Origin of the sequence: Pseudacidobacterium ailaaui (genome assembly GCF_000688455.1) — a bacterium.
Lineage (GTDB): Bacteria > Acidobacteriota > Terriglobia > Terriglobales > Acidobacteriaceae > Pseudacidobacterium > Pseudacidobacterium ailaaui.
On the sequence record NZ_JIAL01000001.1, the window covers coordinates 3,502,712 to 3,524,369 of the forward strand.

General features: G+C 54.5%; 18 protein-coding genes and 1 riboswitch. Of the genes, 9 read left to right on the forward strand and 9 right to left on the reverse strand.

The features are described 5' to 3' along the window. Window positions 1–28: 28 nt before the first annotated feature. From tig to clpX, 3 genes are all read left to right on the forward strand, one after another. Complete coding sequence (tig, locus tag N655_RS0115635; protein WP_081823841.1) at window positions 29–1,447, forward strand: trigger factor; 1,419 nt, start codon at window positions 29–31, stop codon at window positions 1,445–1,447. A 153-nt stretch (window positions 1,448–1,600) separates the two neighbouring features. Further along, a complete protein-coding gene (gene clpP / locus N655_RS0115640) occupies window positions 1,601–2,191 on the forward strand; it encodes an ATP-dependent Clp endopeptidase proteolytic subunit ClpP (RefSeq protein ID WP_026443738.1) in 591 nt (196 codons plus the stop codon). 39 nt (window positions 2,192–2,230) lie between these two features. Next, window positions 2,231–3,508 carry an ATP-dependent Clp protease ATP-binding subunit ClpX gene (gene clpX, locus N655_RS0115645; protein WP_026443739.1) on the forward strand — a complete coding sequence of 426 codons (1,278 nt, stop codon included), beginning with the start codon at window positions 2,231–2,233 and terminating at the stop codon, window positions 3,506–3,508. A gap of 58 nt (window positions 3,509–3,566) precedes the next feature. Here the strand turns inward: clpX and nadB are convergent, their stop codons facing one another. Next, a complete protein-coding gene (gene nadB / locus N655_RS0115650; RefSeq protein ID WP_049961486.1) occupies window positions 3,567–5,114 on the reverse strand; it encodes an L-aspartate oxidase in 1,548 nt (515 codons plus the stop codon). A gap of 41 nt (window positions 5,115–5,155) precedes the next feature. On the opposite strand from nadB, the gene aroB reads away from it, so the two are divergent. Genes aroB through N655_RS19435 form a run of 5 tightly spaced genes read left to right on the forward strand, consistent with a single transcriptional unit; the run spans window position 5,156 to window position 9,609 of the window. Then, window positions 5,156–6,241 carry a 3-dehydroquinate synthase gene (aroB, locus tag N655_RS0115655; RefSeq protein ID WP_026443741.1) on the forward strand — a complete coding sequence of 362 codons (1,086 nt, stop codon included), beginning with the start codon at window positions 5,156–5,158 and terminating at the stop codon, window positions 6,239–6,241. After that, window positions 6,241–6,981: a bifunctional demethylmenaquinone methyltransferase/2-methoxy-6-polyprenyl-1,4-benzoquinol methylase UbiE gene (gene ubiE, locus N655_RS0115660; RefSeq protein WP_044934885.1), complete on the forward strand. Its 741-nt coding sequence runs from the start codon at window positions 6,241–6,243 to the stop codon at window positions 6,979–6,981. Before aroB ends, ubiE begins: the two co-directional genes overlap by 1 nt. 5 nt (window positions 6,982–6,986) lie before the next feature. Next, window positions 6,987–8,417, forward strand: coding sequence for a cation diffusion facilitator family transporter (locus N655_RS0115665; RefSeq protein ID WP_026443743.1), 1,431 nt, complete (start codon window positions 6,987–6,989; stop codon window positions 8,415–8,417). A 17-nt stretch (window positions 8,418–8,434) separates the two neighbouring features. Next, window positions 8,435–8,851: an OsmC family protein gene (locus tag N655_RS0115670; RefSeq protein WP_026443744.1), complete on the forward strand. Its 417-nt coding sequence runs from the start codon at window positions 8,435–8,437 to the stop codon at window positions 8,849–8,851. Then, window positions 8,848–9,609, forward strand: a complete 762-nt coding sequence (locus N655_RS19435; protein WP_049961487.1) for a PASTA domain-containing protein — start codon at window positions 8,848–8,850, stop codon at window positions 9,607–9,609. Before N655_RS0115670 ends, N655_RS19435 begins: the two co-directional genes overlap by 4 nt. Here the strand turns inward: N655_RS19435 and rsmB are convergent. The 8 genes from rsmB to N655_RS0115725 form a co-directional block, all read right to left on the reverse strand. After that, window positions 9,593–10,951, reverse strand: a complete 1,359-nt coding sequence (gene rsmB / locus N655_RS0115680; protein WP_026443745.1) for a 16S rRNA (cytosine(967)-C(5))-methyltransferase RsmB — start codon at window positions 10,949–10,951, stop codon at window positions 9,593–9,595. The two genes, N655_RS19435 and rsmB, sit on opposite strands and share 17 nt — an antisense overlap. Next, complete coding sequence (gene fmt, locus N655_RS0115685) at window positions 10,948–11,883, reverse strand: methionyl-tRNA formyltransferase (RefSeq protein ID WP_026443746.1); 936 nt, start codon at window positions 11,881–11,883, stop codon at window positions 10,948–10,950. Before fmt ends, rsmB begins: the two co-directional genes overlap by 4 nt. Before the next feature lie 32 nt (window positions 11,884–11,915). Further along, a complete protein-coding gene (locus tag N655_RS0115690; RefSeq protein ID WP_162173567.1) occupies window positions 11,916–12,413 on the reverse strand; it encodes a hypothetical protein in 498 nt (165 codons plus the stop codon). Window positions 12,414–12,458: 45 nt separating this feature from the next. Continuing rightward, the gene (locus N655_RS0115695; RefSeq protein ID WP_238324795.1) at window positions 12,459–13,568 is read right to left on the reverse strand and encodes an acyltransferase family protein; all 1,110 of its coding nucleotides are present in this window, start codon (window positions 13,566–13,568) and stop codon (window positions 12,459–12,461) included. 300 nt (window positions 13,569–13,868) lie between these two features. Further along, window positions 13,869–14,906, reverse strand: a complete 1,038-nt coding sequence (locus N655_RS0115705; protein ID WP_044934891.1) for a ribonucleotide-diphosphate reductase subunit beta — start codon at window positions 14,904–14,906, stop codon at window positions 13,869–13,871. 12 nt (window positions 14,907–14,918) lie between these two features. Continuing rightward, complete coding sequence (locus N655_RS0115710) at window positions 14,919–17,288, reverse strand: ribonucleoside-diphosphate reductase subunit alpha (protein ID WP_238324796.1); 2,370 nt, start codon at window positions 17,286–17,288, stop codon at window positions 14,919–14,921. An 87-nt stretch (window positions 17,289–17,375) separates the two neighbouring features. After that, window positions 17,376–17,578: riboswitch (cobalamin riboswitch) on the reverse strand. A 79-nt stretch (window positions 17,579–17,657) separates the two neighbouring features. Further along, the gene (locus tag N655_RS0115720) at window positions 17,658–19,268 is read right to left on the reverse strand and encodes a Na+/H+ antiporter (protein WP_044934893.1); all 1,611 of its coding nucleotides are present in this window, start codon (window positions 19,266–19,268) and stop codon (window positions 17,658–17,660) included. 22 nt (window positions 19,269–19,290) lie between these two features. Next, window positions 19,291–19,746 (reverse strand): MarR family winged helix-turn-helix transcriptional regulator, encoded by a 456-nt coding sequence (locus tag N655_RS0115725; protein ID WP_026443752.1) that lies wholly within the window; start codon window positions 19,744–19,746, stop codon window positions 19,291–19,293. 94 nt (window positions 19,747–19,840) lie between these two features. Between N655_RS0115725 and N655_RS0115730 the strand changes: the two genes are divergently transcribed. Further along, window positions 19,841–21,658: a TonB-dependent receptor plug domain-containing protein gene (locus N655_RS0115730; RefSeq protein WP_026443753.1), complete on the forward strand. Its 1,818-nt coding sequence runs from the start codon at window positions 19,841–19,843 to the stop codon at window positions 21,656–21,658.

Below are 21,658 nucleotides of genomic sequence, written 5' to 3' on the forward strand. Positions count from 1 at the left end.
GAGAAATCAGTCTGTTTTCTTTGCAGAAATGGCATCTGAATTTGTCCCAACCGCCATTTCTGAAAAAGCAGAACAATCCTTGGAAGGCATTACGTTGAGTTCAACAGAGACCATTGAGACCACCCCCGAAACAGGTTCCGAACAGGGCCACGACCACAGCCATCACGGCTCCTCTGCCCCGAGCCTGAATCCTGAATGCACCCGCGAAGTAGAAGTGGAAGTTCCTGCAGACGAGGTTTCACGAGCGTTCCTCAGCATCACCAAACGATATCAAAAGCAGGCGCGCATTCCGGGCTTCCGTGCTGGCAAGGTGCCTGAGTCAGTCATCCGAAAGAAGTTTTCCGACCTAATCCGGCAGGACGTGGTCGAGGCCGTGCTCCCTGCGCATTTCCGCGAAGCCATTGACAAGGCGGGGCTGAGGCCAGTCTCGCAACCGCAGGTAACAGACCTTCATCTGGAAGAAGGGGAGCCGCTCCGATTCAAGGCTGTTTTTGAGGTCGTTCCGGAATTTTCGATCGCGGGCTATCAGGATGTCCGTATTCCCCGACCCGATACCGAATTGACCGAATCCGAACTGAATGCCGAACTGGAGCGCATTGTGGATTCGCGTTCGACGATGGAGCCGGTAACTGAAGATCGTCCGCTGGCAGATGGAGACTGGGCGCAGATTACCTTCCGCGGAGAATTCCAGGGCGAAGAAGAACAACAGCCGATTAGCGGCGAGGACGTGCTGCTGGAAGTGGGCGGCCAGAACACGCTGCCCGCCTTCAACGATGCTTTACGCGGAGCAAAACCAGGACAGCAACTCAAATTTGAAGTCGCCTATCCGGAGGATTTCGGAGAACGCCGGTTGGCTGGCAAAACCGTCTCGTACGAGATTGAAGTCAAGGGAATCAAGAAAAAGGTGCGCCCCGAACTGAACGACGAACTTGCCAGAGAGTTTGGGGAGTATGAAGGCCTGGAAGACTTCAAGCAAAAGCTGAAGGAACACCTGGCAAACGACAAGAAACGCAGGCTTGAGGCCGAGACCAAAGACAAGATTATCGAGACGTTACTCGGCAGATTCTCGTTCCCTGTTCCAGAATCACTGGTGCAGCAGCAGGTGGACGCCAGGCTTGACCGGGGTCTTCGTGCTCTTGCGGCCCAGGGAATGCGCACCGACGATATGCGCAAACTCAACTTCGAGCGTTTGCGAGAGGCCCAGCGGGATGCAGCCGTCAATGAAGTGAAGGGTTCCCTGCTGCTGGACCGCATTGCGGAGGAGGAAAAAGTTGAGGTCACAGATGCAGAACTGGACCGCGAACTGGAACTTTACTCCATGCAGACGCGCGAGCCACTGGAGAACCTACGTCGCCAATTGACGGAGAACGGTGGTATCGCTAGAATCCGTGAACAAATTCGTCGAGAAAAGACAGGCAATCTGCTTTATGAAAAGCTGACTGCTTAAACCCTTGCGTCCATGCGCTCCGTTTTGCTGGCCAGCAGCAGAGAATGGCAGCGATGATCCTTTTTCTGCTGCGGGGCCTGGCAAAGGACGGTAGGTCACAACAAAACCGAAAGCGATCCGGGAGGTCTCGTTCCCGGGGTAAGAGTGGAGAAGATGGCATTAGTACCCATGGTGATTGAGCAGACGAACCGGGGCGAGCGCGCCTACGATATTTATTCCCGTCTGCTGCGTGACAACATTATTTTTCTGGGAACGCCGATTGACGATCAGGTGGCAAACCTGATCATCGCGCAGATGCTCTTCCTCTCGGCCGAGGATCCGGAGAAGGACATCCAGTTGTACATCAACTCCCCTGGCGGATCCATTACGGCAGGACTGGCCATCTATGACACAATGCAATTCATCAAGAACAATGTTGTGACCTATTGCATTGGACAGGCAGCGAGCATGGCAGCGACCCTGCTTCTGGCCGGGACCAAAGGGAAGCGTTTCGCGCTTCCAAACTCCCGCATTCTGATCCATCAGCCGTTAATGGGAGGACTTTCTGGCCAGGCAACCGACATTGATATTCATGCGCGAGAAATCATTCGCATCCGCGAAATTATGAATAAGCTGATGGCGAAACATACGGGGCAGCCCCTTGAGCGGATTGAACGCGACGTGGAGCGGGACTTCATCATGAACGCGCAACAAGCCAAGGAATATGGCATAGTGGATGAAATTATTGACAGGCCCCGAACCTGAAAATGAGTAAAAAGTAGTATGCTTAGGAGCAGGTAGCACATGAAAACGCGCACGGGACCCGACGATGCTCTCCGCTGCTCGTTCTGCCATAAGTCGCAGGACGCTGTAGCAAAATTGATTTCCTCGCCAAGTGATTATCCGCGCGCGTACATCTGCGATGAATGCGTTGCGGTCTGCAACTCCATCCTGGAAGACGACCGCGGAGAAACGCAGCAGGGTGCGGCGCCTCCGCACCTGCCGAAGCCGACTGAGGTCCGTGCCTTTCTGGATGAATACGTCATTGGCCAGGACCAGACCAAGAAAAAACTGGCCGTAGCAGTTTACAACCATTACAAGCGCATCCAGATGAACCGGATGCGCGGTAATGACGTGGAACTTACCAAGTCCAACATCCTGCTGGTAGGTCCGACGGGGAGTGGCAAGACGCTGCTGGCGCACACGCTGGCCAAGATGCTGGACGTTCCCTTTGCCATTGTCGATGCGACCACTCTGACGGAAGCCGGGTATGTGGGCGAGGATGTGGAAAACATTATCCTGAAGCTTCTTCAGGCCGCAGATGGCGACGTTGCCCGGGCCCAGACGGGAATCATCTACATTGACGAAATCGACAAAATCGGCCGCAAGGACGAGAACCCATCGATTACGCGAGATGTGTCCGGTGAGGGCGTACAACAGGCGCTTCTGAAAATCCTGGAAGGGACGGTTGCCAATGTTCCGCCGCAGGGCGGGAGGAAGCATCCGCATCAGGAATTCACCCCCGTTGATACGACAAACATCCTCTTCATCTGCGGTGGCGCATTCGTTGGCCTGGAGCGAGTGATTGCCCGTCGCATCGGGAAAAAGGCCCTTGGCTTCAAAGCACTGGCTGAAACGGAGCAGACAGAGTCCGGCAGCATAAGGCCCACACGCGACGCCGAATTGCTGCGGCAGGCCGAGCCACAGGACTTGATTAAATTCGGACTGATTCCGGAGTTTGTAGGACGGCTGCCAGTCATCGGGATTTTGGATGAGCTCGATGAGGCTGCGCTGGTAGAAATTCTGACAAAGCCACGCAATGCCATCCTGAAGCAGTATCAAAAACTCTTTGAGTACGAAGGCGTTCGACTGCACTTTACAGAAGATGCAGTCCGCGCAATTGCGCAGGAGGCCCTGCACCGTAAGGTTGGCGCGCGCGGCCTGCGCATGATTCTTGAAGAGCTGATGCTCGACCTCATGTATCACCTGCCCAGCAGCAAGAAGGTGAAGGACCTTGAAATTACCGCTGAAATGGTGAAGAACCGCGATCTTTCGATTACGCTGCTGGAAAAAGCAGGCTAATACAACAGAACAGTTCGTAGAAAAGGCCCTCGGCAGAGGGCCTTTTTCTTCTCTTAGCTCAGGACCACTCTATCTCGCTGCCCTTTCTGAGCACTGAGTGCTTTTGAAAGCGGGCATCGTCTCGCTTGGGATAGTCATTTCTGAAGTGCGCGCCGCGACTTTCCTCGCGGGCCAGCGCAGATTTTACAATCAGATCCGCCACGATGTGGAGGTTCCGTAGCTCAAGGCAGGGTCGGTCTTGTGCTGAAGGCAGGCGATCCTGCATGTCGAGCAACTCCCCGGCCGCTTCTTTCAATCCGCCGGCATCTCGCAGCAGACCGGCCTTTTGCCACATAGTTTGCTGTAATTGCTGTAACAGAATGCTGCTGTCTTCCGCAGGCAGGGAAGGAAGTTCTGTGCTGTCAGAGTCTGGCGCGGAGACCAGGTCAGGCTCATGGCGCATCGCCTCAGCCGCGCGTGCGCCGAAGACAAGGCCTTCCAGCAACGAATTGCTGGCCAGACGGTTGGCGCCGTGGACCCCGGTGCAGGCGGCCTCGCCCGCAGCGTAGAGGCGCCGGAGTGATGACCGCCCATCAATGTCTGTCCGGACGCCTCCCATCAGGTAATGGGCAGCAGGACGTACTGGGACAAGGTCGCGGCCCAGATGCAGGGCATAACGGGAGAGAAAGGCAGAAATACCGGGAAAACGCTGGTTGAGGTCAATTCCCTTCACATGCCTCATGTCGAGATAGACGGGCAGAGTCTCCCCGTCGGGGCCGATTCCCTCCTGTGTGATGGCGCGGGCCACAACGTCACGTGGTGCCAACTCAAGCAACGGATGATAGCGATCCATGAAGCGTTCGCCCTTGGCGTTCCGCAGATATGCTCCCTCGCCACGCAGCGCCTCGGAGAGTAGAAAGCGGGGCGCTCCAGGCAGACTGAATGCAGTGGGATGGAACTGATAGAACTCCATATCAGAGATTTCAGCTCCGGCACGGTAGGCCATCGCGATACCATCTCCGGTGGCCACGGCGGGATTCGTGGTATCGCTGTAAACCTGGCCTGCTCCGCCACTTGCGAGCAGAACTGCTCGGGCCGGGATCCGGCAAAGCTGGCCCCTGGGATTCAGGACTGTAAGACCAGTGACTTCTTCTCTTTCAACGAGCAGATCCACACACATTGTCCATTCAAGGAGCTTGATGTTCGGCGTAGCGCGTGCACGGGCGAGCAAAGAGCGGCCAATTTCCGCACCCGTAGCATCGCCATGCGCATGAAGAATACGATTGCGGCTGTGCGCACCTTCGCGGGTGAGCATCAGTCTACCGTTTTCGCGGTCAAATCCTGTGCCCCAGGCCAGAAGTTCTTCCACACGACGTGGTCCTTCTTCCACCAGCACCTTTGCGGCCTCGCGATTCACAAGACCATCGCCAGCGCTGAGGGTATCTTCAAGATGCAGCGCGACATCTTCTTCACCTCCCAGTGCAACAGCGATGCCTCCCTGAGCATAGTGCGTATTGGATTCGCCCAGCTGCTCTTTGGTAATCACCAGAACGCGGCCTGCATCTGCAAGCCCAATGGCGGCGCGCAGGCCAGCGATCCCCGCGCCTACAACAACAAAATCTGCCATAACGTTTGAGGCTATCATGACTGCGATACGATGAAAGAAGCGTGCGCACGATCAAAATAAAAACAGCCTCCGCAGAGTATCCCGTGTATGTCGGCAGCGGGCTACTCAAGGACCTTTACAGAAAACTGCCGAAACAAAGGCGCATCTTCGTCCTGACCTCACCGGAGATCTGGGGCCTATGGTCGAAGCGCTTCCTTGCATCCTTCCCGCCGAACGCGCAACCTGTGACACTGTTTCTCCCGCCGGGTGAGCAGCAGAAGAGGATGGCGCAGGTGGAACGGCTGGCCACCGAGCTCTCTGACGCTGGGGCCGATCGCGGCTCAATACTGATTGCTTTCGGCGGCGGAATTGTGGGGGACTTGGGGGGATTTCTTGCGGCCATCTATATGCGCGGAATGGATTATGTGCAGATTCCGTCTACGCTGCTGGCACAAGTTGACTCTTCCGTCGGCGGAAAGACTGGTGTGAATCTCACTACAGGAAAGAACCTCGTAGGCAGCTTCCATCATCCGCTTGCAGTGTACGCGGACGTTGACCTGCTGCAGACACTCCCGGAACGCGAGCTGCGTGCAGGGCTTTTTGAGAGCATCAAGGCAGGCGTCATCCGCGATGCAAAGCTCTTTCGCTTTATGGAGCGCCATCGTCCTGAGGTGCTTGGACGGGACACTCAGGCCCTGGAACATGTGATTGCGGCCTCGATCCGTATGAAGGCTGAAGTGGTTGGACTGGATGAGCGTGAGTCAGGCCTGCGGATGATCCTGAATTTTGGGCATACGCTTGGTCATGCGATTGAGGCAGTCACCCACTACCGGAAACTCCTGCATGGAGAAGCCATTGCCTGGGGCATGATTGCAGCCGTGCATCTGGCCAAGGCGCGCAAAACAGTCACGCCTGAGGAGGCGGCCCGGATCAGCGCGGTCATCCACAGTTATGGACCGCTGCCGCCCTTCCGTGCCAGTGCGCAAAAACTAGTGGAGGCGACCGGGCGCGACAAGAAAAACCGCTTCGGCGTGCGGCGGTTTATTTTGCCAGTTGGCATTGGAGATTCGCAGGTCATAGAAGATGTAACCGACGCTGAACTTTTTTCCGCATCACAGTGGATGCTCAACCAGGCACGGAAAGCATAATGGCCACACACGGAGCACAACCCGCGGGCAGCACAGACGCCTCCAGCGCCGCACATGCGGTACGCCGGATGTTTGATGACATTGCCCCCCGCTATGACCTGCTGAACCATGTTCTTTCCTGCAAGATTGACAGCCTCTGGTGGCGACGTACGGCGCGTACTTTTCAAGGCATCCTCTCCCGCCCGGAAGCAGCAGTCCTGGACATCTGCTGTGGAACAGGGGACATGACGCTGGCACTGCTGCGTCTGCGTCCCCAAAATGGACGCCCCATATTGGCCGCCGACTTTTCCCACCAGATGCTGACACGGGGCAGGGCGAAGCTGAAAGACAAGAATGCCATCGTAGTGGAAGCCGATGCCCTGCATTTGCCCCTGCCCGACCATTCTCTGGACCTGATTACCACTGCGTTCGGCTTCCGCAACCTGGCAAATTACCGTGCCGGACTGGAAGAATTTTATCGCGTGCTCAAACCGGGTGGTCAGATTGGGATCCTGGACTTTAGTGAACCCGGCGGTATTTCAGGCAAATTGTATGCGTTTTATTTCCGCCGGATACTGCCCAGGATTGGTTCCCTGCTCTCGGGCAATTCCGCCGCCTATGCATATCTTCCGGCTTCAGTCCATCGTTTCCCTCCCCCCGAAGAAATGCTGGCGCTGATGGAAAGCAGCGGGTTTTCAGAGGTCAGCTGGAAGCCATACAGCTTTGGCATTGCGGGGCTGTACCGCGGTATGAAACCCTAAAGAGGATGCAGGCCACGACTGTTCATGCTGCTCATCGTGCTAGCGCTGAAAAGCGCTCTGCTGCCATTGTGTCTGTGCTGGCAGCAACCTTGATGACGCTCCTGAAAATCGCAACCGGCCTGCTGACCGGAAGCCTCGGAATGCTCTCGGACGCGGCACATTCCGGAATTGACCTGGCCGGTGCAGGACTCACTTTTCTTTCTGTGCGCGTCTCAGACCGGCCAGCAGACGAAAACCACCCTTACGGCCATGGCAAGATTGAAAACGTCTCTGCCTTTGTTGAGACCTTTCTGATGCTGGCTTCCAGCCTCTGGATCACGTACGAGGCCGTGGAGCGCATTTTCTTTCATCCGATCGATCTTCGCTACTCCTTCTGGCCGCTGGCCGTGCTGGCGCTTTCCATGAGCGTAGATTACTGGCGCTCCAAACAGTTGATGGCTGCTGCAAACCGTTATGGAAGTCAGGCACTGGAGGCCGATGCACTGCATTTCCGGTCCGACATCTGGTCGAGCGCAGCCGTCTTTATCGGGCTTTCAGCATCATGGCTCGGTGCAAAGCTGGGGATTCCGCAATTGCGCCTGGCCGACGCCATTGCTGCGATCTGCGTTTCCCTGATGATCCTCTACTTCGGATGGAAGCTGGCACGGCGCACAGTGTCAGAGCTGGTGGACGCCATTCCACCGGAGACGCGGCGCCGAGTCCTCTATGAGTTGCGGCATACTCCAGGCGTGCTGGCCGTAGACCGCGCGCGGATGAGGCGTTCCGGCAACTCCTACTTTGCCGACTTCACGCTTTCCCTGCCGCGTCAGATGACTTTTCAGCACTCGGAACAACTGGTCAAGGATGCAACTGCGGCCGTCCAGCGGGTCCTGCCCGATGCAGATGTGGTGATTCATACAGTGCCGCGCCCTTCTGTGGCTGAAAGCATCTTTGATAAAGTAAGGGCCGTCGCCGCACGAAATAATGTCCTGCTGCACGATGTCAGCATCCAGTCCGTGGACGGAAAGCTGCGGGTGGAACAGCACATTGAAGTGGCCGAAGACATGCCACTGCTTAAGGCCCATCAGTTTGTCCGGCGCATCGAAGAGGAGATCCGACGCGACCTTCCGCAGGTGGAAGCGGTACTGACACATATTGAAAGTGAGCCGGCAACGATAGAACAGACGGAAGTGGTGGCAAGCCAGCGCGCCATTGAAGAGCAGCTTCGACATGCTGCAGATCGGCTGCCCGAGATCCTGGACATTCACGAAATTGCAGTCAGACGCATAGGAGACAAAATTCAGGTCTCATGCCACTGCACACTTCCTGATGAGATGGACATGCACCGGGTGCATGAGGTCATTACGGCGCTGGAAGACCGCTTCAAGATAGAGTGCCCGGAAGTTTATCGGGTCTTGATTCATCCGGAACCAGCTTCTGACAACCAGCATCACTAATAGGAAAAGGAAAATCGATGATTGCAAGTGCAGAATGGAAGCAAGAAATGCTCTTCGATGGCCGCTCACAGAGCGGACATTCCATCCACTTTGATGCCAGCCCAGACCATGCCGCGGGACCAAGCCCGATGGAAGCGGTGCTGGCTGCCCTTTGTGGATGCACATCCGTCGACGTGGTGAGCATCCTGCAGAAAAAGCGCGAGCCCTTTACCAGCCTTGTGGTGTCGGCTGAAGCAAAACAGGCAGATGAGGCCCCTCGCGTCTTCACGCACATCAAACTTGTCTACAGAGTTGGAGGAAATGTCTCGCGCAAGGCCGTAGAAGATGCTGTGGCGCTCTCCAAGAACAAATATTGTTCCGTTTCAAAGATGCTTGAAAAAAGCGCAACGATTGAGTTCGTCATTGAATATGCGGACGGAGAGCCTCGTCCATGACGCGCCTGTTCCGGATGGCACTGCTGCTTCTGCTGCTGTGCGTTGTAGCGTTGGTATCAGCCATTACTACAATGCACTTTGCCATTCATGGGGCCGAAGTCCAGGTTCCTGACCTTCGCGGCTTGAGTGTGGCCGATGCCATACGCAAGGCCGCTTCTCTCGACCTGAGCCTGAGTATTGACAACCGTTTTTACAGTGCCGAAATGCCGGAGGGCCGTGTGCTGACGCAGTCTCCAGCGCCGGGAACAGTGGTGCGGCGCGAATGGCGAGTACGTGTAACGCAAAGCCTCGGTCCGCAACGCATTCCTGTCCCCAACGTGATTGGGCAGCAGGAGCGCGAAGCAACGATTACCATGCGGCGTGACGGGCTGGACCTTGGAAACGTGGCCAGGATGCCGTTTGCGAACGTTCCGGAAGGAACGGTGATCGCGCAGAACCCTCCAGCCAATGCAGAAGGCGTGGAACGCCCCAGCCTCAGTCTCCTGGTGGCAGACAGTTCTGCTGCGGAAACAAATGCTTACGTAATGCCGGACTTCACAGGACAGCTCTATCCGGCCGCATCAGCGGCCATTCTTCGGGCAGGACTGAAACTTGCTCCTGTAACAGATGTTCCAGCCAGCGTCCCGGCTGTTTCAGCGGCTGGATCTGCACAGGCCCCTGTTGCCCCACTTCCACCGGGCAGTGTGATTGCACAAAACCCGCCAGCAGGGCATTATGTCGATGCAAATATTCCGATACAGCTTACGGTAGTCCATTAACCAACATCGCGGCAAAGAAGCCATCACAATCGTGGGTCCCGGGAAGGGTCTGCAGGCAGCCCCCTGACAGGGCCGTACTCTTCAACGTATCTGCCGCACCGGGCCGCAGGATGCCTGCCTGGTCCAGCCGATCAATTTCCTGCTCAAGAGAGACCAGTTGGAAATCTGGGTTGCGCTTTAAACACTCAGTGATGACATTTTCATTCTCTTCCGGTTCAAGTGAACAGGTAGAGTAGAGCAAACGTCCTCCGCGCTTCACACAGCGCAAAAGAGAAGAGAGAATTTCTATCTGGCGGTCCCGTTGCCTCAGCAATTCTGCTTCCGTAAGTCGATGACGAATCTCAGGGTTGCGGCCTAGCGTTCCGGTGCCGCTGCAGGGAGCATCACAGAGGACCAGATCGTATTCCGCAGACATGTCATGCATCGCGGCATCGATGACCCGATATCTCAGCTGCTTCAGGCGAGGGTCTGAGGCAAAAAGCATCTGCATTTGTGCCAGGCGCTTTCTGCTGACATCACAGGCAAGTATTTGCGCATCCGGATTCCGCTCGGCGAGTATCGCAGTCTTTCCCCCCGGCGCAGCGCAGCCATCGAGAATCCGGCGTCCCTTGCCTGCAAGCTCAGCTACCAGTTGCGACCCTTCGTCCTGAATCCGAACCACACCGTCCCGAAAGGCTTTACTTGAAGTAACGTCACCGGAGAGAATGCGGCATACATTCTGAAGAAATTTGCCGGGAGCAACGCCTAGGCCCTCTTCGAGCAATCTGCACTCTGCATCTTGTGTGCAAAGTCTGACATACACCGGTGCAGGAAGTTGATTATATTGGCAGATGGCCTTTGCACCTTCGAAACCAAAGTGCCGGACCCAGCGCTCAACGATCCATTGCGGGTGGGCGTAGACCCGTGCCAAACGAGACGGATCTGTAACATTTATGGTTTCTTTCTGTTCGACCTCCGCAGCGATTTTCCGCAAAACGGCATTGACCATTCCGGCCGCAAAACGGTTGCCGGACTTCTTCGCCAGCTCGACACTCTCGCCAATTGCAGCGTAAGCGGGTATGCGGTCCAGATAAAGCAGCTGAAAGACCCCCAATCGCATGGCGACTCGTATGCCGGCATCCAGGACCGCTCGTGGCCGGGTCAAGCGGGCGTTGATGGTTTCATCCAGTGCAGATTGCCACCGTAATGTACCCAACACAAGATTTGTGGCCAGATTTCGGTCAGCCGCAGACAACTTGCTGATCGATGCGTGGTACAGCAACCCATCGCTTCGCTTTTGGTCGCGCTCGATTGCAAGGAGGACCTCAAAGGCCGCCTTTCGCGCTGGAGCAACACCTTTCATCCGAGCCGTTCGCCATTGCGGACCTGATGACCACGCATAAAATCTGCGGCAGGCATCCGTCTCTTGCCCTCAAGCTGGACTTCCAAAAGCTCCAGTCGTGTGTTCTTGCCGCAATCAACAAACAGGCGGTCACGATCCGTCAGCATACGGGCGGGAAGGCTTTCCTCTCCGCGCAGTTCCATGGGCATCATACGGTGAAAAACAAGTTTCTTACCACGGAATTGCGTATAAATTCCCGGCCACGGCTGAAAGCCACGCCAGCGGTTATAAATTTCAATGGCCGGGCGCGAGAAGTCAATCCGTCCATCTTCTCGCTTCAGAACAGGAGCAAGCGTGGCCTTGCTTTCATCTTGTTTTTGCGGCGTAATCGTGGACAATGCGAGCGCTTCCAGTGCTTCCGCCATGAGATCTGCGCCCATCGATGCAAGCAGCGGGAAGATGTCTTCCGCCGTCTGGTCCGGAGCAATCGGCAATTCACGCTGGAGAAGAATATCGCCGGTGTCCAACCCCTCGTCCAGACGCATGATCGTGGCCCCTGTTACCGGTTCCCCATTAGCGATCGCCCACTGGATGGGCGCAGCACCACGATATTTGGGCAATAGAGACGCGTGAAGATTCAGATTGCCGTACTTGGGCAAATCAAGCATCCACTTCGGAATGATCCTCCCATAGGCCACAACAATGATGGCTTCAGGTTGGATTTCTTCCAGTTGCGCCCGAAGACCGGCATTTGTTTTGATCTTTTCCGGCTGTACCACCGAAATCCCTGCCTGCATGGCCGCGAGCTTTACGGGAGGTGCTACCAGATTCATGCCTCTTCCTTGGGGGCGATCAGGCTGCGTCAAAACCAGACGAATGTCATGTCCGGCACGGAGAAGTGTGTGCAACGTAGGAACAGCAAATTGGGGAGTACCACAAAAAACAAGTCTCATGCCTGGACTGCACTCGCTCTACAGTTTTCTTTCTATCGTTTTGCTATGAAGAAAATCGCCCCGGCAACCACCAGAACAAATAAAACTGCCAGAGATGCTGTGGTGCGCAATATAAGTGTCCGAAGCGAACGAAGCTCTTCGGCCAGTTCAGTCTGTTGCAAGGCGTTTCGCTCGACTGACTGGCGCAGCAAAAGGATTTGTTCTTCGAACCGCTTCAGTTCAAGGCCGTGGCCTTGAACAGAAAGCAGCAGGTCGCGATGACTTGCCTCGATTTCCTCCAGCTCCTGCCGTATCTCCGAATGTCCGTCTGAGGAAGAAGATCCCGGTCCAGCGGCAAGTGTCAGCAGGTTGGCTAGAATCTGTGCGGCACCGTGGTCCACCATACGCAGCCCGCCCGTAAGATAGGGCACGATCGGCCCCAGTTTGCTCAGGCGGCGCATCCATCTCTTACGCGACGATTCAACAGCAGGTTCTTCCTGCCGGGGCGAGGGCGCTGCTGGCTCTGTTTGTGTACTGATTGCATTCTGCATCTTTTTCATTCTCTCAAAAATAGATGCAAGGCAATGGTCCCTTGCTCAGATCTTGATGAAGATCTTTTTCCGATAGAGGACAAGGACCGGCAGAAAGCATACGGCGACGAAGGCAAGCGAATAAAGCAGCGCGCCAAAGGCTGCGTCCGGAACTTTCCCGAACACGCTGGGATAAACCATCTGGCCAATCGACTTATGTGTCGCACCGAATTTGAAGGTCCATAGCGTAGGCGCCAGCAGCTCAGAGAAAACGTAGGCTGCGATCGCATTAGAACCGAAGACAATCCAGGGGAAGGTCCAGCCCCGGGTCCATTTTTTGATTTCAATCAGCCAGTAGCAGACGGCAAGTCCCAGGAGCGACCATCCTCCAGCAAAAAGTACATAGGAACTGGTCCAGAGTTTTTTATTGATAGGAAACCAGTATCCCCAGATCTTACCCAGCAACAAACAGACGATGGCCGCAGCAAACAGTCCTGCGCATTTGGTCCGAGTGGCCCTTTCCGCTCGCAGCCAGAGTGCGGTAAGCATACCAAGAATGGCCGTCCCCAATGCGGGAAGGTTACTAAGCAGCCCTTCTGGATCGCGTGTACCCTCATAAAGCCTTCCTGGAAAGATGTGGCGGTCCAGATAGGCGACCCAGTTTGCGTCTTTGTCGAGAAATGGAATGTCCCGCCCAGGCAGGCCGTATCCCGGGACCGGGACCCAACGCATGATGATCCAGTAAGCGATGAGACAAAAAACTAGGACACCAATTTTGCTTTTTGCCCCGCGGTCCCATAGCTCCAGAACGGCGGCAATGAGCAGGCAGACTGCAAAGCGCTGCAAAACGCCATAAATACGCAGTGTACCAAGATGAAAAAATGGGTAACCATTGACGACCAGGCCCAATAGGAACAGAACGATAGACCGGCGTACAGCATGAGCAAAGATAGAACTTTTCGATTCACCTTTTTTGAGGCGAGACTCAAAGGAAAATACCAGCGAAACTCCGGCAACGAACAAAAACGTCGGGAAAACAAGGTCCGTGGGAGTCCAGCCATTCCAGTCGATATGGTGAAGCGGCCAGTAAGAATATTCGTTGCCGTTGTTCACCAGAATCATGAAGGCAATGGTAAGCCCGCGTAACACATCAAGAGAGACCAGGCGGGTTTTCATTCCAGCCATGGAGGGATTTGAGACAACAGTAGCGCTCATTTTCGTATGAAGGCTACTGTAACGCGGAACGCGTAAATAGAAAAGCCACCTGATCCATTCGCCCTGCTGCCTGGCTTCTGGGAGAGGTTTATTTTCGGCTTCTGCCTTTCAAATGAAAGCCGTGCTGGGAAAGACGATCTCCGCTCCACAGCACGGCGATGAGAAAGAAAAAGACGAGCGCCGTCATAATTCCAAGAAGGGCTGCCATAGGGCCTCCTTGCCTAGGTATTTTAGACCGGAGACCCTGTGACAAAGGTTGGCTCAGAACTCATCGTGAAACGTAACCTCTCCCTGGACAGCTACCTGGTAGGCGGAAACACGGCGTTCAAAGAAATTCGTCAGTTCCTGGACATCCTGCAAATCCATGAAAGGAAATGGATTTTTTGAGCCAAAGACAGCGGAAATTCCCAGTCGCTGCAGACGCGCATCCGCTACGTATTGAAGATATTCGCGCATGTCCTTCAGGGAAAGACCGGCAACCCCGCCGGAGAGCAGGTCCTCTGCAAACTGAGCTTCACAATCCACGGCCTCCTTTAACATAGCAATGACCTGCTCTTCCATCGTTTTGTCAAAGAGATGCGGATGCTGCGTGCGGACGGTCTTTACCACCTCAAAGGCAAACTCAAGGTGGCAGCTTTCATCACGGAAGACCCAGTTGGTCCCAGTTGCAAGTCCATGCAAAAGACCTTTGCTCCGCAGGAAGTACACATAAGCAAAAGCTGCGAAGAAGAACAGGCCCTCGATGCATCCGGCAAAACAGATAAGGTTAAGTAGAAACTGTCGGCGTTCTTCTTCCGTTTTTAATGTGTCGAGCTGCTGAATGGAATCCATCCACTTCATGCAGAACTGTGCCTTCTTTGCAATAGACGGAATATTTTCAACCGCGGCAAAGGCCTCGGCCCGCGCCGCAGGATCAGGGATGTAATTGTCCAGCAGCGTGAGATAGAACTGCACGTGGACGGCCTCTTCAAAGAGCTGTCGCGAAAGATACAAACGGGCTTCAGGAGAATTGATATGCCGGTAAAGATTGAGCACGAGATTGTTGGAGACGATCGAGTCTCCTGTGGCGAAGAAGGCCACTAGGCGCTGAATCAGATGCCGTTCAGCCGGTGTGAGCTTCGCGCGCAGGTCAGCAAGATCGGTAGAAAAATCTACTTCTTCGACGGTCCAGGTGTTGCGGATTCCGTCTTTGAACATCTCAAAGAAAACGGGATAACGCATAGGCCGCAATGTGAGACAAAGTCCAGGATCGAGGATGGAATCAGGGACCTTTACGGACGATTCTGTAACAATGGACATGAATTTTCTCCTTTACTGGCAGGCTTCGCAGGATTCCGGATTTTCCAAAGAGCAGGCAATGGCTCCTGAGCTTTGCTGAACAGTGGTTTTTGCAATGCGCGTGGCCGGACGCGAACGCAGATAGTAGGTGGTTTTGATGCCGCTCTTCCAGGCATACATGTACATTGAGCTCAGTCGGCCAATGTTGGGAGACTCAGCAAAGAGATTCAGCGACTGGCTCTGGTCGATCCAGGGGGCGCGAGCAGCAGCCATATCAATGATGGCCCGCATGGGCAATTCCCAGACCGTGCGATAAATCTGGCGGAGATCTTTCGGTAATTCTTCGATGTTTTGAACAGAGCCCTCAGCCAGCTTGATCCGCGCGCGCATTTCCTCTGTCCATAGGCCCAGTTTTTTCAGCTCTTCGACGAGATACCGGTTCACTTGAAGGAATTCACCTGAGAGGGTTTCTCGCTTAAAGAGGTTTGAGACCTGGGGCTCAATACATTCGTAGCAGCCGACAATGGAGGCAATGGTCGCTGTAGGCGCAATGGCAATCAGAAGCGAATTACGCAGGCCATATTGGCGGATCCGCTGCTTGAGTGCGTCCCATCGCCCTTGATTGGCTGGAGTGATACCCCAGAGATCAAATTGCAGTTTGCCCAGCGCAGCACGGGTCTCGCTGAAGGCCGGATGCGGGCCTTGCTTTTCCGCCAGATGGCAGGAGGCACTGAGGGCATGAAAGTAAATTTCTTCCTGAATTTGCGAAGAAAGAGCAGATGCTTCTGGCGAATCAAACGGCAGGCCAAGCTGGAAAAAGACGTCCTGCAGCCCCATGATACCAAGCCCGACAGGACGCCAGCGGTGATTGGCAGACGCTGCTTTTTCCACGGGGTAGTAGTTAATGTCAATCACGCGGTCGAGCATCGGAATCGCTGCGCGTACGGTACGCGCAAGTTTTTCAAAATCAAAGCTTCCGTTTACAACGTGTCGGGCAAGATTGATTGATCCCAAATTGCAGACAGCAGTTTCTGCCGAAGAGGTGACTTCGGTGATTTCTGTGCACAAATTTGAGAGATGCACGACGTTTTCCGGCCTTCCCGTCTGATTGCATTTCAGGTTCGTTGTGTCCTTGAAGGTCATCCAGCCATTGCCGGTTTCGGCAAGCGTGCGCATCATGCGTGCATAAAGGTCGCGGGCCTTTATCTGCTTTGTATAAAGCTTCTGCGCCTCAGCTTCCTCATAAGCAGCTTCAAAGGCTTCACCATAAAGGTCGGGAAAATGAGGGACAACTTTAGGATCAAACAGCGACCAGACCCCATCTGTCTCCACGCGACGCATAAAAAGGTCTGGTATCCAATTCGCCAGGTTCAGGTTGTACGTGCGGCGCGCATGGTCGCCCGTGTTGTCGCGAAGTTCCAGAAATTGTTCAATGTCAGCATGCCAGGGCTCCAGATAAACACAGCAAGCACCTTTACGCTTTCCTCCCTGATTGACCGCAGACACAGATGCATCGAGCGTGTGCAACCAGGGAACGATGCCATTGGAGAGACCATTCGTCGCACGGATCAAAGATCCTTCTGAGCGCACGCGATGGAAAGCCAGACCGATGCCCCCGGAAAACTTTGAGAGCATCGCCACCTGCTTGTAGGTGTCATAGATGGCCTCAAGCGAGTCTTGCGGGGAATCTATGAGATAACAGGAGGACATCTGTGCGTGACGGGTGCCGGAATTGAAGAGGGTCGGCGAACTGGGCATGTAATCGTGCGTAGCCATCAGGCGATAAAAATCTATGGCCTCATTTACCGTAACTGCCAGTCCGCAGGAGACACGCATAAAGAAATACTGCGGCGTTTCTATTACCTTGCGCGTAATGGGATGCCGCAGCAAATAGCGGTCATACACAGTGCGCAGACCAAAGTATTCAAATCGATCAGAAAACTCCTCATCCACTGCATGGTTAAGCTTCCGCGCGTTCTGAACAACAAAATCATAGGTGGCGCGGCCAATCAGAGCTTCCTGATGGCCCATCTCAATGGATTGCGAAAACGAGTAAATGTTCTGGCCAGAAACTTCTTTCACAATGGTGGAAAGCAGCAAGCGCGCCGCGAGCCTGGAATACTCCGGCTCTTCAGCAATCAGCGAAGCCGCGGTTTGAATCGAGATTGCATCGAGCTCCCGTGTGGTAGCACCGTTGTAAAGCCCCCCTATTGTGCGGCTGGCGACGCGCATCGGGTCCACGTGCGTCAGACCATGGCAGCATCGCTGCACGGCACGCACGATCTTGTTCACATCGACAGGTTCAAGTGAACCGTTGCGCTTGCGCACCTGCATCTGTGGTGCAGGCTCAGGCTGTGGAAAGTCTGGTGCGATCTCAGCAAGTGTTGTCTGCAATTCAGGCACGGAAATTTCCTTTCCGCCTGAGAGGTGAGACTGGACAGGAAAATGACGGAAAGAGACCATCATCACCCGGCACTCCCCTCGGAGGCGCATGAGTGTCTCTCTGCGGCAGGTCTTCGGGCTTGCAGGCTTGTCCTTCCTACTTGCCTCCGCTTCCCGGCTTGGAGCCAAACCAGTGCGTCTGAATGAGGCTTTCGTTCCTGCTTACCGCTGCGGGGCAGCTCCGGATTTGCACCGGATTCCCTTTTCAGCCGGATGAAGATCCATCCAGCACCGCAAAGGTAGACCAACTATATCCTGTGTAGACTGTGGAAATCAACGCAAGATACTGCGGTATGATTGCATATCTTTCCGATCCAGAGCGCCAACGCTTCAGGAGGCAAACTTCGCAGAATAGCGGGCGTCCTGCAAATCAATGTCGAGGATAAGCTGCTGGTAGACCAGATCGTTGATCTGGTTGGTAGCAAGCAATTCTCCTGCGGCCATACGCTCAATGTTTCTGGCCTCACGGGCAACTTCAAGATAGCGGTTGGCCTGAGCGTAAAACTCTTCTTTTGTTCCTTCTTCAGGATTTTTCAGAAGCGCCATCCGACGCTTGTACGCGCGCTCCACCGCTTCGTACACTTCCTTGTTTGCAATATCCTTTTCTCTTTGTGCCTGAAGATAACTGATGGCCCGCTGAATCATGGTCCGAAGCGCCATCTGTTCTTCCAAATTGGGTTTTTGTCCACTCTGGGCCAAACCAAGGTTGCGAATGATCCAGGGAAAAGTCAGGCCCTGACCAACGAGCGTAACAAGAATGACACAGAAGGTAAAAAAGATGATGATGTTACGCGCTGGAAATGCGGCCCCATCCGGGAGTGATTCCGGAAGTGAGAGTGCAGCAGCCAATGCAATCACGCCGCGCATTCCTCCCCAGGCGATAAGAAACACCTGACGGTTTTCTATCTCCGTTTCCCTTCCGGAAAAATGCTTCCGGATCTTCTGCGCGATCCAGGCACCAGGAAAGACCCAAAGGAAGCGAAGCGCCACCACAATGATGCTGACCATGATGCCACCCGCGATGAGCTTGCCCGTCCCCATATGTTCAATCCCCGCCAACACGGAGGAGATTTGAAGACCTAACAGAAGAAAAACCAGCCCGTTCAGAATAAATTCAACCGTATTCCACACGGCCGGAGATTCGAGGCGGGCGCCGAGGGAAAGCAGCCGCGTGCGGTGATGCCCCAGATACAATCCGCAGGCTACAGTCGCCATGACACCGGAGGTATGCAGACGTTCCGCGGCCAGGTAGGCAACATACGGAACCATAAGAGTCATGGTCAACTCAATCTGCGCAGCCTCAATGCGATAGATCAACCGTGAGTGGACCCATGCAATTGCGAGGCCGATGATGACGCCACCGCTAGAAAGGAGCAAGAGCTGACCAAGAGCGCTGAGAAGAGAAGGCACATGCCCGCTAGTGATAATGCCCACTGTAAAGCTGACGGCGAGAAGGCCGCTGGCATCATTGATGAGACTTTCTCCTTCCAGAATGTCCACGATTCGAGTGGGAATGCCGAGTTTTTGTGCAATGCTGGTTGCAGCCAGCGTGTCTGTAGTGGAAACCACCGCACCCAGCACCAGGCCGGTCTTCCAGGTGAGCTGCGGAAAGAAGTAGTGCCCCGCAAAACCTACACCGACCACGGTGAAAGCAACCAGTCCAAAGGCCAGCATCAGAATGCCCATAAGGTTTTCTCGAAAATCACGCCACGACGTATTGTGGGCCGCAGCAAATACGAGAGGCGGCAGCACGACGAGAAAGACAAAATCAGGATGCAGCGCAATGTCCGGGACTGGTGGAAGAAAGCTGAGCACAAGTCCACCGAGAACGAAAATGATGGGGTAGGGCTGCCCAAGGCGGCGAGCAAGCACAGCAAGCCCCACCACGAAAAGCAGCAGTAACAGCATCAGCAGTTCCAAATGATGGATATTGATGGTCATAGACACTCAGCCTGCAGAAAGCTTACATGTGATTGGAAGCTGCCTCACAAAGAAGCTCTACCTCGCGAACGGCAGCAAGAGCTGATCTCAGTTGCGGGGCTCCTATCTTTTTTTCAAACAGCTTCTGCATCTGGTCCAAAACCCGGACGGCCTGCATCGCGCATTTGCGCCCCGGGGTCTTGAGCTGCAGCTGGATACTGCGGCCATCTTCCGGATCAATACGACGCTTCAGAAGACCACGGGCCTCCAGCGTGGAGATGCAGTTGCTGATGTTTCCGCGCCCGGTTGAAAAGGTGTCTGCAAGCTGAGACGGTTTGACCGCGCGGGGCTCCTCGAACAGAATGGAGACCAGCAAAAGTGCCTCAAAAAAGCTGATATCACATGGACTTAAGAGTTGACGCAACTGCGTTTCCAGCTTTCGCGAGACACGATAGATCTCAAAAAGAGGACTTTCCTCAAGAAATGCCTCGATTCGCATGCCATCATTCTACTGGATGGTTCACGAAATGAACTATTCACTTCATGGCTAAATTACCATTGTGACTTGCCCGAAGAAACCGGATGATAAGCGCATGAAAGTTTGTACCCTTGTTCTTTCTGGTTTCTTATGTCTCTTCCATGCCATTGCGCAGGAAACCTCCCAGGCTCAATTCCCTCCCCCGCCTACAGCAAAAACAACGGTTGTTGTGGTGGGGAACCCCGAGCCTGTCACTCTGGGCGAATCAAACCGCTCGGTAATGATCTTGAATCCCCAGGAACACCCCCTGGCGTTCCCGACTGTGGAAGATTTGCTCAGGACCGACGCCTCTACCTATATTGAACAGCGCGGTGCGGGGGGAGCTCAGGCAGACATCGTAATGCGCGGCTCCTCGTTTGCGCAGACGCTGGTTCTGATCAATGGATTGCGCGTGAATGATGCGCAGTCAGCCCACCATAATTTGGACCTTCCGGTACCTCTGGATGCGATGCAGTCGATTGACATTCTGCATGGCTCCGGCTCGACACTGTATGGCTCGGACGCCATTGGAGGCGTTGTAGATTTTCTTACGGCTACTCCGCAAACCACAGCATTGCGACTGCGTAGTGGAGTGGGAAGCTTTGGCGAAGATGAGCAGGCCTTCACCGGGTCCATCGTGGGGAAACAATGGTCCGAGCTGGCTTCAGGTGCACGCAATTTCTCAACGGGTTTTATGACTGACCGCGATTACCGTAATGAGAACGGAAGCTCAGAAACCAGATGGAAGACCGTTCTGGGAGAGAGTGACATTCTGTTGGCCGGTAGCGATCGTGCGTTTGGGGCCAACCAGTTTTATGGCAACTTCAATTCATGGGAGCGCACAAAAGGATGGTTTGCTTCCCTGCGCCAGGAACTGGGCACGAAGACATCAGCCGCATTTGGATATCGCAGACACTCTGACATCTTTGTGCTTCTGCGTAATGATCCCGCCTTTTACAAAAACCAGCATATCGACGAAAGTTGGCAAGGGGCCCTTCGTCGCAGTGATCATTTGGGTGCACACAGCTCTTTCTTTTACGGGCTGGAAGGCGATGGGGACTCCATTCACAGCAATAATCTTGGCAACCATGCTCGCAACTGGGGCGCGGGATACCTGGATGCAGACCTGCAGTGGAAAGGGCTAACGATTACAGCAGGCCTACGACAGGAGATCATCAGTGGAGGCTACTACGTCACAAGTCCTAGCCTTGCTGGTAGTTATTGGTTGAATGCCAGCGTCAAGCTGCGGGCCGCGCTGGGATACGGTTTTCGTCTCCCGACCTATACTGACCTTTACTATAGCGACCCAGCCACAGTTGGAAATCCAAACCTGAAGCCAGAGTCTGCATGGAATTATGAAGCAGGACTGGACTGGTTTGCTGGATCAAACTCCTATCTTTCCATCACAGGATTCTATTCTCACCAGCACGACGCAATTGATTATGTTCGTGCGAATGCGTCCGACCTTTGGCATGCGAGCAATCTGCCCGGCCTCAGGTTCGCCGGGGTCGAAAGCGCATGGACCTGGCAGGCAACACACAACCAACACATCAGGTTGGGTTGGACACTGCTTTCAGGAGCCCAGGATGCGCTTCATGGTCTTCAATCAGAATATGTATTCAACTACCCGGTCAACAATGCGTTTGCCGAGTGGACCGTTACTCCTTTATTTGGATATATGCTGCAGAATCGCATCGCAATTACACAGCGATATCAGCAGAATGCCTATCCCGTATGGGACATGGCCATTGCACGAGAAAAAGGTCGCGTACATCCCTACCTGCAAATGTCCAACCTGAGCAACACAGGATATGAAGAAATTGAAGGCGTCCGGATGCCGGGCAGAAGTTTTACCGGCGGCATCGATGTGGTCATCGGACGAACGGGGAAATAA

What these genes read in the sequence shown, in the direction of transcription:
- tig (WP_081823841.1), top strand. Translation starts at nt 29, where the DNA reads ATGGCATCTGAATTTGTCCCAACCGCCATTTCTGAAAAAGCAGAACAA.
- clpP (WP_026443738.1), top strand. Translation starts at nt 1,601, where the DNA reads ATGGCATTAGTACCCATGGTGATTGAGCAGACGAACCGGGGCGAGCGC.
- clpX (WP_026443739.1), top strand. Translation starts at nt 2,231, where the DNA reads ATGAAAACGCGCACGGGACCCGACGATGCTCTCCGCTGCTCGTTCTGC.
- nadB (WP_049961486.1), bottom strand. Translation starts at nt 5,114, where the DNA reads ATGGCAGATTTTGTTGTTGTAGGCGCGGGGATCGCTGGCCTGCGCGCC.
- ubiE (WP_044934885.1), top strand. Translation starts at nt 6,241, where the DNA reads ATGGCCACACACGGAGCACAACCCGCGGGCAGCACAGACGCCTCCAGC.
- N655_RS0115665 (WP_026443743.1), top strand. Translation starts at nt 6,987, where the DNA reads ATGCAGGCCACGACTGTTCATGCTGCTCATCGTGCTAGCGCTGAAAAG.
- N655_RS0115670 (WP_026443744.1), top strand. Translation starts at nt 8,435, where the DNA reads ATGATTGCAAGTGCAGAATGGAAGCAAGAAATGCTCTTCGATGGCCGC.
- N655_RS19435 (WP_049961487.1), top strand. Translation starts at nt 8,848, where the DNA reads ATGACGCGCCTGTTCCGGATGGCACTGCTGCTTCTGCTGCTGTGCGTT.
- rsmB (WP_026443745.1), bottom strand. Translation starts at nt 10,951, where the DNA reads ATGAAAGGTGTTGCTCCAGCGCGAAAGGCGGCCTTTGAGGTCCTCCTT.
- fmt (WP_026443746.1), bottom strand. Translation starts at nt 11,883, where the DNA reads ATGAGACTTGTTTTTTGTGGTACTCCCCAATTTGCTGTTCCTACGTTG.
- N655_RS0115690 (WP_162173567.1), bottom strand. Translation starts at nt 12,413, where the DNA reads ATGCAGAATGCAATCAGTACACAAACAGAGCCAGCAGCGCCCTCGCCC.
- N655_RS0115695 (WP_238324795.1), bottom strand. Translation starts at nt 13,568, where the DNA reads ATGAAAACCCGCCTGGTCTCTCTTGATGTGTTACGCGGGCTTACCATT.
- N655_RS0115705 (WP_044934891.1), bottom strand. Translation starts at nt 14,906, where the DNA reads ATGTCCATTGTTACAGAATCGTCCGTAAAGGTCCCTGATTCCATCCTC.
- N655_RS0115720 (WP_044934893.1), bottom strand. Translation starts at nt 19,268, where the DNA reads ATGACCATCAATATCCATCATTTGGAACTGCTGATGCTGTTACTGCTG.
- N655_RS0115725 (WP_026443752.1), bottom strand. Translation starts at nt 19,746, where the DNA reads ATGCGAATCGAGGCATTTCTTGAGGAAAGTCCTCTTTTTGAGATCTAT.
- N655_RS0115730 (WP_026443753.1), top strand. Translation starts at nt 19,841, where the DNA reads ATGAAAGTTTGTACCCTTGTTCTTTCTGGTTTCTTATGTCTCTTCCAT.